Genomic DNA, 13247 nt, shown 5'->3' with positions numbered 1-13247 from the left:
CAAGGGGGATACAAAATGAAACGCAAGAGTATTAAGACAGTCTTTACGCTCATGCTAATGAGTTCCATGCTGATCGCTGGCTGTGGAGGCGGCAACAACAATGCTGCTACTAACAACGGTAATAAATCAGAAGGCACAACCAATAATGCAGCTACAGCAACAAATGCAGCTAATGATACCAGCCCGGTTACCTTCTCCTTCTTCGGTGCCGATGCCAGTCCTAACTGGAATAAAATGCAGGATGAAGTAGGTAAAGTTATTACCGAAAAAACAGGTGTAACCTTGAATGCTGAATATGATGTGGGCAGCGGCGGCGGTGAACAAAAGATTTCTTTGATGGCAGCCAGCGGCGATGTACCTGATTTGATCTTTGCTAAAGGTAATCTTGGAAAATTGGTTGATGCGGGTCTGATTATCGATTTGACAGATTTGATCGACAAGTATGCGCCAAACCTGAAAAAGATCTACGGCGACAATATGAACCGGTTGAAATACAGCAAGGACGATCAAAAAATCTATTCCATTCCTACAAATGCCGGGGTTAACCAACAATCCTTTGACGCTTCTGGCGGCTTTGAAATTCAGCACAGAGTGCTGAAAGAGCTTGGATATCCTCAAGTGAAAACTTTGGCAGATTATGAGAAAGTACTGAAGGATTATGTAGCCAAACATCCTGAAACAGATGGACAGCCAACCATTCCGCTCACCTTGAACGCAGACGACTGGAAAATCATGATTACCGTTACCAATCCGGCGTTCATTACTACCGGTGCACCGGATGACGGTGAGTATTTCGTAGATCCAAAAACCTATGAAGCGAAGCTTCACTACAAACGTCCGGAAGAAAAGGAATACTTCCGTTGGCTGAACAATATGTACGCTCAAGGGCTGCTGGATAAAGATACCTTTGTTCAAAAGGATGACCAATACAAGGCTAAAGTAGCCAGTGGACGCGTACTCGGCCTGATCTCCCAAGAATGGGAATATCAAGACGGTGAGAATGCCCTGAAATCAGCAGGCAAAGACGATTACACTTATGCACACTTCCCTGTAACCATGTCTGATCAATATAAAGATCATTCCTTCCAGTCTGTAGGTATTGACGCTGCCGGAATCAGTATCACTACCGCTTGCAAAGATCCGGTTCGTGCAATTAAGTTCCTGGATTGGCTTGCTTCCGACGAAGGTCAGGTGCTGATGAACTGGGGGATTGAAGGCAAGCATTATACTGTAAACGCAGAAGGCAAACGTGAGATTCCTGCAGATATTCAAAAGAAGAAATCAAATGATGCTAATAATTTTGCAAAAGAAACAGGTATTGGCCTGTACACAGCTTTGACTGGTCACTACGGTGATGGTGTGAAGGATTCTACAGGCAACTACTATACTACTAACTTCCCGGATCAAATCGTTGCTGCATATTCACAGGCGGAGAAAGATTCTCTGAAAGCATACGGAGCAACAACCTGGAAGGATCTGTTCCCTAAGGAATCCGACTTCCCGGTTAAGGAGTGGGGCGCGCTGTACAACATGCAGGTTCCTACAGATGGCGACTATCAGGTTATCTACAAGAAAACTCAAGATATTATCCGTAAACGTATCCCTGAAGCCATCCTGTCCAAACCTGCTGACTTCGACAAGGTATATGATGCATTCATCGCTGAGCTGAACAAAGCCGGCGCTGAACAAATGGAAGCAGAATATACTGATCTCGTTAAAGCGAGAGTATCTCTGTGGACTGGCAAGGATCTGTAAGCAGTAATTGGTATGTAAAGCATTAATCTGGTATTCTGCTAGTGTAAAGCAAAGGCCCGACTTTGGTCAGGGCCTTTTGCTGTACATTCATATTCGGAGGGCGAGAAGATGACGAACCACAACCGGGAGCGTGCCTGGACATTGAAGTACGGTCAGCCCGCAGAAATTTGGGAAGAAGCGCTGCCGCTCGGCAACGGGCACATGGGGGCGATGGTATTCGGCGGTACGTCCAAGGAGCGTATTCAGCTCAATGAGGATACTTTATGGGCGGGATTTCCCAGGGATGACAATAACTATGAAGCACAGCGTTATTTGAAGCGGGTGCGGGAGCTGGTCTTCGCGGGAAGCTACGGAGAGGCTGAAGATATCATTAATGGGCATATGCTTGGTGTGAATACGCAGCCGTATTTGCCGCTGGGAGATTTGTACCTGGAGCAGCCGGGGGCCGAGAACTCTGGCGGGTATCGCCGGGAGCTGGATCTGGACAGCGGCATTGCCAGTGTGTCCTACCAGACGGGGAATGGGACATTTACCCGCGGGGCGTTCATCAGCGCTCCTGACGGAGTATGCGCTGTACATACAGCCAGCGAGACCAAAGGTCAGCTTCATCTGACGATCTCCTTGGACAGCCCACTCAAGCATACAACAGGAGCGTACGGAGAACGGCAGCTTGTGCTGCGCGGCCAGTGTCCTACCCATATCGCCGACAACTATCATGGCGATCATCCCTATCCCATTCAATATGAGGAAGGGCTTGGCATCAGTTTTGAGCTTCAATTGCAAGCTGTAGTTACCGGCGGCAGCGTGCAGGCTGCGGACGGCAAGCTTGTAATCTCCGGCGCAGACAGTGTGCTGCTGCTGCTTGCCGCCGGCACCAATTATGAAGAGCTCAAGAACAAGGCGGCGCATATCCGGGGAGACATCGCTGAAGATTCCGTGGCTGCTGTAAGTCCTGCGGAGGACTGTGCCCGGAGATTGCTCTCGGCAGCGTCCAGGCCCTATGCGGAGCTGCGGCAGCGGCATGTGGATGAGCACCGGAGAATCTTCCGCCGGGTGGATCTGGATCTTGGCGGCTGGGAAGCGGAGTCGCAGCCGACAGACCAGCGGCTCGCTGCATACAGAGAAGGCCAGGAAGATCCTGCACTAGAGGCACTGTTATTTCAATATGGCCGCTATTTGCTGATGGGCAGCTCCCGTCCGGGCACACAGGCCGCGAATCTGCAAGGAATTTGGAACCACCATGTAACACCGCCTTGGAACAGCAACTACACGACCAATATCAATACCCAGATGAATTATTGGCTGGCTGAGGTATGCAACCTCAGTGAATGCCATGAGCCCTTAATTGATATGATCCGTGAGGTCAGCGTCACTGGCGCTAGAACCGCCGCTATTCATTACGGGGCCCGGGGCTGGGTAGCTCATCACAATGTGGACCTCTGGCGCAGCTCTTCACCGTCGGGCGGGGATGCCAGCTGGGCATTCTGGCCGATGGGCGGTGTATGGCTGAGCAGTCATCTGTGGGAGCATTATGCCTTTAACCCGGACCCGGTGTATCTTGAGCAGACGGCATACCCGCTTATGAAAGGTGCGGCATTGTTCTGTATCGACTGGCTGGTTGAGGGGCCGGATGGCCTGCTGCTGACGAATCCGTCCACCTCGCCGGAGAACCGTTTTGTGACGGAAGATGGCAGACCTTGCAGCGTCTCTATGGGCTCGGCTATGGACATGAGCCTGATCCGTGAGCTATTCGGGCGTTGCCTGCAGGCGGCGCGGATTCTGGGCATTGACGGGGCATTCCAGAATCAATTGGAGGAGACGCTGGCCCGCCTGTCTCCGCTGAAGATCAGCGAGGATGGACGCCTGCAGGAGTGGTCTCTGGATTTAACGGAATCCGAGCCGGGACATCGCCATGTCTCGCATCTGTATGGACTATATCCCGGCAATCTGATCAACGGGAAGGAGACGCCGGACCTGCTGGAAGCGGCCCGCCTGTCCCTGGAGAAGAGAATTGCTTCCGGTGGCGGGCACACCGGCTGGAGCTGTGCCTGGCTGATCAATCTATACGCCCGGCTTAAGGATGGTGCTGCCGCTCACGGATTCGTGCGCACACTGCTGACCCGTTCGGTGTACCCGAACCTGTTCGATGCGCATCCGCCATTCCAGATTGATGGTAATTTTGGGGCTGCTGCCGGGATCGCGGAAATGCTGCTGCAGAGTCATCTGGGTGAGATCAGCCTCCTTCCGGCACTGCCGGATCATTGGAAGAACGGCCGGGTCCAGGGACTCAAGGCCCGTGGCGGCTATGAGGCGGACCTGGAGTGGAAGGAGCATGTACTCGTCTCCGCCAAGATTACTGCATCGCATGACGGACTATGCCAGCTAAGCTATTCACGCCCGCTGAAGCTCCAGTTACCTGATGGCACAGTAGTGGAGACCAGCCGCCCGCTGGCGGTCAAAGCGGGAACAAGCTATCTCATCACGCTGTAAGTTGAAATTGCTCTCCTGCAGAAATTGTGCGGAGAGCAATTTTTTTGCAGGCGGTATTTACCCGGCTGCAGTATTGAACCGATAATAGATTAAAGTGTATTCTATATAAGTTGAACTATTAAGGAATGTTATGGTTGTGCAGTCTGGAATTTCGGCATCTACTATAGAGTACATACAACTGGGTGAGCCATGGTATGGCTTGCAGGAGGATACGCGATCTATGGGAAAAAAGCAGTTTTCGCTGATGAAGGCCATACTGGGAGGAATGCTTATAAGCGCCGCTTTGCCTCCGGTACTGTACTGGGGCTGGGGGCATGCTTATGCTGCAGCCGATTCGGCAGTGCTACGCTCCGGGGCAGAGATGGTGCAGAAGCTGACCGGTGCGATGAATAACCGCCGGGAGAACATAACGTTCGTGTATGAAGGCAAGACCACCAATCTGAAGGCTCAGGTGCAGAAGGCGATCGACCAGGCGATGGGCAGCGATCCCTACCTGTATTATATTATCGACAGCTACGCCTTTTCTTACCGGGGAAGCAGCCGCTCAGCCAACGTTACGGTTCAGATGGAGTACCGGGAGACCTTGCAGCAGACGGCCCAGGTGAACAAGCAGGTGAAGACAATCCTGCAGCAGATCATTACTCCGGGAATGAACAAACACCAGAAGGTGAAGGTTATCCATGACTGGGTAGTGCTCCATTTGAAATATGATACCACGTACCGCAGATATACCGCTTATGAAGGGCTGCAGACCGGAAGCGCCGTGTGCCAAGGCTATACGCTGCTAACCTATAAATTGCTTCTGGGCGCAGGCATCCCGAACAAGATCGTTGAAGGGACCGCAAGAAGCGAAGGAGGGGTTACCCAGTCGCATGCCTGGAACCTGGTGCAGCTGGATGGACGCTGGTATCATCTGGACACTACATGGGATGATCCTACACCAAGTCCGGAGGGCGGCATCAGCACAGTCTACTACATGCGTACGGATGCCCAAATGCGCAAGGACCACAGATGGACCAAGTCGTATCCTGCAGCTTCAGTAGGTTATGCCCAGACACTGTCCGAGCTGGTCAGCCGGGGAGGAAGCAGCGTGTCTGTCTACAAGGAGCTTCAGAAGCAGCTCGATTACCGGCTGTATGAAGAGGAGCAGGTGGTTACCTCCGCTGCTGAGCTGAGAGCGCTGGCGAAGCAGGCAATGGCCTCCGGCAAGAAGTCCCTGCTGTTCCGCTACCGGGGCAGCGAAAGGCTGCTGAGGGATGATCTGCAGGAGCTGTATAGCCTGGGGCTGGAGAAGCTGTCATACAACAGCTCAGCTTTTGACAACACCGGAGATTTGAAGGTATATGTAACCTGGCAATAATGAGTTAGGGAGCGAGTCCGATAGTCTCTGAATAGACAAGGAAGGGATGCCCTGTTAGCCATTTGGCTGCAGGGCATCCCTATTTGCACTGGCTTGATAAGGATTTTACTCCGGGTGAGTGCTCAGATCGCATTTATCCAGCGGGACAATGCTGCTCTTGCGGAACCAGCCGTAGCCGATCCAGACCAGCAGGAACAGCGGCAGACTGACATAGGAGACGAGGATGCCGTACCAGTCGATACGTTCCCCCGTGAAGGCTCCCAGATTCTGTCCGAACACGGCAATGAGACATAAAACAAACGCGAACAGAGGTCCGAAGGGGAACCATTTGGCCCGGTAAGGCAGCTCCTCCAGCGAATGGCCCTGCTTCACAAAAGCGCGGCGGAAACGGTAATGGCAGACAGCGATGCCCAGCCAGTTGATGAAGCCGCACATCCCCGAGGCGTTGAGCAGCCAATTGTAGACGGCGCCGTCGCCGAAAAAGGAGGCGAGAAAAGCCAGCATGCCGACTGCGGTAGTGACGAGCAGCGCGCCTACTGGCACGCCGCGGCGGTTCAGCTTGCCGAGTGCGCGCGGAGCCATGCCGTCCTTGGCCATTGCGTACAAGACGCGGGTCGAGGCGTACATCCCGGAGTTCCCGGCGGAGAGCACCGAGCTGAGGATGACGGCGTTCATGACGGATGCGGCAATCGCAAGTCCCGCTTTGTTGAAGACAATAGTGAACGGGCTGACGCCGATATCGTCAATGCCGCCGCGCAGCAGGTCGGGGTTCGTGTAAGGAATCAGCAGGCCGATGACGAGAATGGCGAAGATATAGAAGATCAGGATGCGCCAGAATACCCGGCGGATGGCCAGCGGCACATTGCGGCGAGGGTTCTCGCTCTCGCCTGCTGCGACGCCGACAAGCTCAGTGCCCTGAAAGGAGAAGCCGGCAGCCATAAAGACGCCAACGAAGGCAAAGAAGCCGCCGTGGAAGGAGCTGCCGCCAAGCTGGAAGTTGCTGAAGCCGACTGCTTTGCCGCCCATAATCCCAAAGATCATTAGTACGCCAACAGTCAGGAATACGATAACGGTGATGATTTTGATAATCGCAAACCAGTATTCCGATTCACCGTATCCGCGAGCAGACAGGATGTTCAGCCCGAACATGAGCAGCAGGAAGAGCAGGCTCCAGAGTATGGAGGGGCTGTCCGGGAACCAGTATTTAATGATCACGGTAGCGGCGGATAGCTCGGCGGCTATGGTGACAGCCCAGTTGTACCAGAAATTCCAGCCGATAGCGAAGCCAAAGGCAGGGCTAACAAACCGCGTACCGTAGGTGCTGAAGGAGCCGGAGTCGGGCAGATAGGTTGCCAGCTCCCCAAGGCTGGTCATGAGAAAATAGACCATGATGCCAACCGCTGTATAGGCGAGCAACGCGCCTCCCGGACCCGAAGAGGCGATTGCGCCGCCGCTGGCGAGGAACAGTCCGGTTCCGATAGATCCGCCAAGCGCGATCATGGTTAAGTGTCTGGCCTTGAATGATTTGCGCAGCGCTGGAGCGGCAGCAGTGCTGCTCTGCGTTGTTATATGCTGCTGATTGTTTTTCCTTCCTTGCATGAATAGGACACTCCTTCTGATTGTGATGTTGCTGTTCATGAAGGGCTCTAGCCAAGAAGTGTATCCGCCATGTAAGCGCAAAAAAACCGCAGACGGATTCTGCGGTTTCCTGTATTTACAGCTCCGCACCATACTCCCTGTTAGATAGCGCAACACAGTGCAGCGCTCCAGTTACCTGGCGGCTGTGCTGTGACAGTTCCGTGCCTTTCGGCGACGGCCCCAGCCGGCACTGCAAATAAGAGCAGCAGTGCGGACTTCGGCGGATATACCTTTTCGCGGCGCTTCACAGACGGCTCTTAGGCGTCTCCGCGCGCGTACTCTTTATATCCGCGACCTCTACCTCATCTTAGGTATGATGAGGCTATCTTATAATGATATGAACATTAGCAGGGATTAGTATAATGCAACTTGCCGACCTGCGCAATGACAATTTACGGCAGATTGGCGTTAGCTTCTCCGGCGCTCTGACATTTGCTGCCAGACGGTTCCGGCAGCCTCTTCGCCGGATGCTATGCGCTCCAGCGCCATTTTGGCCTGCAGGCCGACCTCAAATTCCGGGTCGTCTGCCGCCACGCTGAGCGCCTCCTGCGCTTCAGCCGTGCCGACCTCATAGAGAAAACGCGCCGCCCGCCAGCGGACCAGCTTGCTTTTGTCCGTCAGCGCCGCCGTCATCACCGGCGTTGCCGCGGGATCGCCGATGTCGGACAGCGTATCCCCCGCGGTGCGCCGCACCGCAGGGGCGCTGTCTGCCATCGCCTCATAGAGCAGCTCCATCGCCTCAGGCGTGCGGATGTCGCCCAGGTACACGACCGCAAGCCTGCGGATATGCAGCTTGGGGTCGTGCAGCGCCTCGCGCAGATCCGGCAGGAGCTCTGCCGTCGGCGCGAGATCCTCCAGCGCGGCGTAGCGCACGCGCCAGTCCCTGTCCTTCAGGTCTCGCAGCAGCTCTTCCCGAGTCTTCTTCTGCCGCTGCTCGATGAACTCGCCGCCGGTTCCGTGCGCGATAGCCTGCTGCACGAGGGAGTCGAGGCGTTCCTGCGGATACGCCGCTTCAAGCTCCTGCTCGACCTCCCGCGCGATCTCGGGAGGCTCGCCGTAGCGCACGCCGTAATCGGTGAGCTTGCGCTCTTTGATCAGTACGGCGCTGGCCACATCCGTCACCGCCTGCGCGAAGCGGGCGGAAAGGGCAATGCGCTCCTCACTCGCGCCGGTTTTGACGCGGATCTGAATCGGGATGCCGCGGAACATCTGCACGAATACCTGGGATTCCCCGAAGTGGGCCCCGGCATTCTCGCCGCCAAGACTGAAGTCCGTGCTCAGGCCTTCTGCACCGAAGCGGGCCTGGACCTCGCGGAGAATCGCGGCCCAGTCGGCGCTGCCTCTGCGCTCCAGCGCGGCAAAATCGGCAGCATGATAGATGCTGGTCACACCCGGTATCGTCAGCATCTCCCGCGCCCAGGCAGGAGCGGACCGCTGGCTCTCCGGCGTATAGGTTCGGCGTACTCCAGGCTCCAGACTTTCATTCAGATGAAGCTTCATCGTATTGGGACTTGGAGTCGGTTCAATAAAAGTGATCTTCATACGCTTAGCTCCCCTTTGAACGGCATTGTCACCGTAAGTACTTTACCCGCATTTTACCGCATTTCCGGCATTGAAACAAAAGAGCGGCTCTCCCTGTAGGGTGGCCTGACGCCATATACGTACAATTTGTATGCATTACTATATTTTGTGGGCGATCTGCGGGGTTTTTCCCTTGATTTTATGCTATAATGAGCCGGAAACCTAAGTGAAAAGGATGGTAATGCTTAATGATCAGTACAAGCGGCGTAACACTCCGCTACGGAAAACGCGCACTATTTGAAGATGTAAACATAAAATTCACACCCGGCAACTGCTACGGCCTCATCGGGGCCAACGGCGCCGGTAAATCGACCTTCCTGAAAATCCTGTCCGGCGAGATTGAAGCGAACACCGGTGAAGTCCACATGACCCCGGGAGAACGGCTGGCAGTGCTGAAGCAGAACCATTTCGAGTACGATGAATATCCGGTGCTGGAAACGGTAATCATGGGGCATACCCGCCTGTATGACATCATGAAGGAGAAGGATGCGCTCTACGCCAAAAGCGATTTCTCCGAAGCCGACGGCCTGCGCGCCGGTGAGCTTGAAGGTGAATTTGCCGAGCTGAACGGCTGGGATGCCGAGCCTGACGCGGCTGCGATGCTGATTGGTCTGGGCATTATGCGTGAGCTGCATGACAAAAAAATGGCCGAACTCAGCGGCAACGAGAAGGTCCGCGTTCTGCTCGCACAGGCCCTGTTCGGACGTCCGAACAACCTGCTGCTCGATGAGCCTACCAACCACTTGGATCTGGAATCCATCGGCTGGCTGGAGAACTTCCTCATGGATTACGAAGGTACTGTTATTGTCGTATCCCATGACCGTCACTTTCTGAACAAAGTATGTACGCATATTGCGGACATTGATTTCGGCAAAATTCAGATGTATGTCGGCAACTACGACTTCTGGTATGAGTCCAGCCAGCTGGCTCAAGCGCTGCAGCGTGACGCGAACAAGAAGAAGGAAGACAAGATCAAGGAGCTGCAGGCCTTTATCCAGCGTTTCTCGGCCAATGCCTCCAAGTCGAAGCAGGCGACCTCCCGTAAGAAGCAGCTGGAGAAGATTACACTGGACGATATCCGCCCGTCGAACCGCAAATATCCGTTCCTCAACTTCAAGCCTGAGCGTGAAGCGGGCAAGCAGCTCCTTACGATCACCGGCCTAAGCAAAACGGTCGAAGGCGAGAAGGTGCTGGATGAATTCAGCATTGTGGTCAACAAAGGCGACAAAATCGCTTTTGTCGGTCCAAATTCCCATCCAAAATCGCTGCTGTTCGATGTGATCATGGGCGAGAAGGAAGCCGACGCCGGTGAATATTCCTGGGGTGTAACTACAACCCAAGCTTATTTTCCAAAAGACAACTCTGAATACTTCGACGGTGTTGACTTGAACCTTGTGGAATGGCTGCGCCAGTACTCCAAGGATCAGGATGAAACCTTCCTGCGCGGATTCCTGGGCCGGATGCTTTTTGCCGGAGAAGAAGCGCTGAAGAAGGCGAGCGTGCTTTCCGGGGGAGAGAAGGTTCGCTGTATGCTGGCGAAGATGATGCTGAACGGGGCTAACGTGCTTGTGTTCGATGAACCGACCAACCACTTGGATCTGGAATCCATCACGGCGCTGAACAATGGGCTGATTGATTTCGACGGTACGATCCTGTTCACCTCCCATGACCATCAGTTCATCCAGACGATTGCGAACCGCATCATCGAAATCACTCCGGCAGGGGTTATCGACCGTACCATGACCTACGATGAGTATCTGGAGAATCCGGAGATTAAGGAAATGCGTGCGCGTATGTATCCTGTAGAAGTATAAGAATCATATATTTGAGCATTGAATGGACATGAGTTCATATGGAAACGGCTGCGTCGTCCCGAAAGGGATAACGCAGCCGTTTATGTTCAAGTTCATTCTATGATCCGCCGGTACGACGGCGCTGGTTGTTGGGCTTTTTGTTGTTTTGACTTTTCAGCGGTTTTGCAGAACCGGCCTGAAATGAAGACCCGGGCCTCAAGGAAGTTTGCTGCTTCTTCTGTTCCAGCTTTTGACGGATGGCATCCGCTAGGTTGATTTTGCCCTTTTCAGTGTTTTCGCTCATATTGTTAACCCCCTTAGGTAGCAAGTCCTTCCTACATTCTAATGGTTTTTAAATGCTGCCACAAGGGCAAGAATAATTCAAAGAATGATTTGCCGGAGCTCGGGAACAGTATGAAAATCAACATGGGGGTGTAGGCATTGGCTGATATCTATGAGGATATACGCAAAGGCGAACGTGGGGCTCTGATCAGTATCATTGCCTATCTTATTCTGTCTGCATTCAAGCTTATCTGCGGCTATGTATTTGCATCCAGCGCGCTGCTTGCAGACGGCTTCAACAACCTGACGGACATTGTCGCTTCGCTTGCGGTGCTGATCGGTCTGCGGATCTCGCGCAAGCCGCCGGATTCCGATCATCCCTACGGGCATTTCCGCGCCGAGACGGTAGCTGCACTGCTCGCTTCTTTTATTATGGCGATGGTAGGAATTCAAGTGGTTGTTGAAGCGGTACGCTCTCTGTTCGAAGGCGCCAAGGCAGTGCCCCAGCTATGGTCAGCCGGAGTCGCGCTTGTGTGTGCCGTAGCCATGATGGGTGTATATATATACAATAAGCGGCTCGCCAAACAGATTAACAACGGTGCGCTGATGGCTGCAGCGAAGGATAATTTTTCGGATGCGATGGTCAGTATAGGAGCGGCGGTCGGCATCGCCGGTGCGCAGTTCGGGCTGCCCTGGATTGATTCGGCCGCCGCCGTGGCTGTCGGGCTGCTGATTCTGAAGACGGCATGGGATATATTCCGCGATGCGACATACCGGCTGACTGATGGTTTTGACGAGGATAAGCTTCTGGATCTGCGCAGCACGATTGCCCGGACCCCAGGTGTGGAAGGCATCAAGGATGTAAAAGCCCGCGTACACGGGAATCATGTGCTGGTCGATGTGGTTGTGGAGGTAGATGCCAATATTACAGTCATGCAAGGCCATGCAATCAGCGATTCCATTGAAGACCGGATGAGCAAGCTGCATAACACTATGAATGTGCAGGTCCATATTGAGCCGAAGCCGTAGGTTAACCTTAGTTTTCTCCTAGTTCGCTGTAATTTCAACCAAATATAAGGAGGAATCGAGACTATAGACCTGTATGCTGCCATAAAGTGGCAAGCTTATTTGTGAAATTTGGGGCATGTTCCAATTCCCGGGTAAGCCTATAATGAGGGCAGAAAACAACTAACGAAAGCGCGCATCGTTGTTGAATTTCTCATTATGCTAAGCGGGGGAACGCTATGATCATATCACATAGGCGGTTTGCAGCATCGTTAATGGTCTCGGCATCGCTTGCAGTATCTCTGGGAGTATTCAATCCACAGCAGGCTTTTGCTGCTTCTGTGCCTTCTAGTATGGCTGTTACAGCATCCTCAGTGCAGACAGGTGTGATTGTCTCAACAGTCCGCCTGCGCAATACTCCATCCACCAGCGGCCAAATTCTGAAATATCTGAATACAGGCGACCAGGTGGCGATTTTGGAAGCAACAAACAGCTACTGGTACAAAGTAAGAACAGCAGACGGCACTGTTGGATACACAAGCAGCGGAGAGCAGTATATCAACGTGGCCAATGTTTCAGCAGCACAAACTGCCGTTATTCAGGCAAACGTCCGTCTCCGCGATCTGCCTTCTACCAGCGGGCAGGTGCTGGGCTATATGAACAAAGGTGATCAAGTAACCATCCTGGAAACAACGAACAGCTATTGGTACAAGGTAAGAACTGCGAATGGCAATGTCGGCTATACCAGTTCCTCGGAGCAGTACATTTCAGTGAACGGGGCAACGCCTTCACCGGCGCCGGCTCCAACACCAACTCCGGCGCCAACTCCAGTACCAACACCAACGCCTTCACCGGCGCCGGTACCTGTGCCTTCATCGCAGGCCGCTGTAATTGAAAGTGTAATTGCCGCAGGCATGGGCTATCTTGGAACTCCTTATGAGTTCGGTTCCAGCCGCAACGATACGAGCACCTTCGATTGTTCGGATTTCATCCGGCAGATTTTCATGGATGCAGCCAATTTGAGACTGCCTGCCGATTCGCGGCAGCAGGGGGATTGGATCAAGATGAACAGCACGGTGGTGACCGATATTTCCGGTCTGAAACGCGGGGATCTGATGTTCTTTATGGATTATAAAGGAACCTCGACGGCCGCTTATGCCGGGATCGACAAATCAACGGCAAGAATTACGCATGTAGCAATGTATTTGGGGGACGGGCAGTTGCTGCATACCTATTCCGTAGCCTCCGGCGGTGTGAAGGTAGACAAATTAAGCGCTTCTTGGATGAATCGTTTCCTTTACGGGGGCTCGGTTATCCGCTAATATAAAGATTGTAGAGACAGG

At 53.5% G+C, this 13247-nt stretch carries 9 protein-coding genes and 1 riboswitch; of the genes, 6 read left to right on the top strand and 3 right to left on the bottom strand.

The genetic code is table 11. The features are described from left to right. The first annotated feature begins 15 nt into the window (after window positions 1-15). From ACX1DY_RS21750 to ACX1DY_RS21740, 3 genes are all read left to right on the top strand, one after another. On the top strand, window positions 16-1755 hold the full coding sequence (locus ACX1DY_RS21750; protein WP_458966298.1) for an ABC transporter substrate-binding protein: 1740 nt from the start codon (window positions 16-18) through the stop codon (window positions 1753-1755). Window positions 1756-1863: 108 nt separating this feature from the next. Then, on the top strand, window positions 1864-4245 hold the full coding sequence (locus ACX1DY_RS21745; protein WP_458966297.1) for a glycoside hydrolase family 95 protein: 2382 nt from the start codon (window positions 1864-1866) through the stop codon (window positions 4243-4245). Between the two features lie 220 nt (window positions 4246-4465). Further along, on the top strand, window positions 4466-5605 hold the full coding sequence (locus tag ACX1DY_RS21740) for a transglutaminase domain-containing protein (protein WP_458966296.1): 1140 nt from the start codon (window positions 4466-4468) through the stop codon (window positions 5603-5605). Window positions 5606-5710: 105 nt separating this feature from the next. Here ACX1DY_RS21740 and ACX1DY_RS21735 read toward each other — a convergent pair whose 3' ends face one another. Together ACX1DY_RS21735 and ACX1DY_RS21730 are read right to left on the bottom strand one after the other, a co-directional pair. Further along, window positions 5711-7204, bottom strand: coding sequence for an amino acid permease (locus ACX1DY_RS21735; protein WP_458966295.1), 1494 nt, complete (start codon window positions 7202-7204; stop codon window positions 5711-5713). 152 nt (window positions 7205-7356) lie between these two features. Beyond that, window positions 7357-7551: riboswitch (Lysine riboswitch) on the bottom strand. Between the two features lie 100 nt (window positions 7552-7651). Beyond that, window positions 7652-8785 carry a virulence factor gene (locus ACX1DY_RS21730; protein WP_458966294.1) on the bottom strand — a complete coding sequence of 378 codons (1134 nt, stop codon included), beginning with the start codon at window positions 8783-8785 and terminating at the stop codon, window positions 7652-7654. Window positions 8786-9012: 227 nt separating this feature from the next. Here ACX1DY_RS21730 and ACX1DY_RS21725 point away from each other — a divergent pair, with 227 nt between their 5' ends. Next, the gene (locus ACX1DY_RS21725) at window positions 9013-10638 is read left to right on the top strand and encodes an ABC-F family ATP-binding cassette domain-containing protein (RefSeq protein WP_458966293.1); all 1626 of its coding nucleotides are present in this window, start codon (window positions 9013-9015) and stop codon (window positions 10636-10638) included. 97 nt (window positions 10639-10735) lie between these two features. Here the strand turns inward: ACX1DY_RS21725 and ACX1DY_RS21720 are convergent, their stop codons facing one another. Beyond that, a complete protein-coding gene (locus ACX1DY_RS21720; protein ID WP_458966292.1) occupies window positions 10736-10921 on the bottom strand; it encodes a hypothetical protein in 186 nt (61 codons plus the stop codon). A 137-nt stretch (window positions 10922-11058) separates the two neighbouring features. Here ACX1DY_RS21720 and ACX1DY_RS21715 point away from each other — a divergent pair, with 137 nt between their 5' ends. Together ACX1DY_RS21715 and ACX1DY_RS21710 are read left to right on the top strand one after the other, a co-directional pair. Next, window positions 11059-11928 (top strand): cation diffusion facilitator family transporter, encoded by an 870-nt coding sequence (locus tag ACX1DY_RS21715; RefSeq protein WP_458966291.1) that lies wholly within the window; start codon window positions 11059-11061, stop codon window positions 11926-11928. 215 nt (window positions 11929-12143) lie between these two features. Beyond that, on the top strand, window positions 12144-13226 hold the full coding sequence (locus ACX1DY_RS21710; protein ID WP_458966290.1) for a C40 family peptidase: 1083 nt from the start codon (window positions 12144-12146) through the stop codon (window positions 13224-13226). Window positions 13227-13247 lie beyond the last annotated feature (21 nt).

The sequence above is a fragment of the Paenibacillus sp. BAC0078 genome (genome assembly GCF_054483875.1).
The sequence above is the reverse complement of the archived record's forward strand: the minus strand, read 5'-3'. Positions and strand labels throughout refer to the sequence as shown.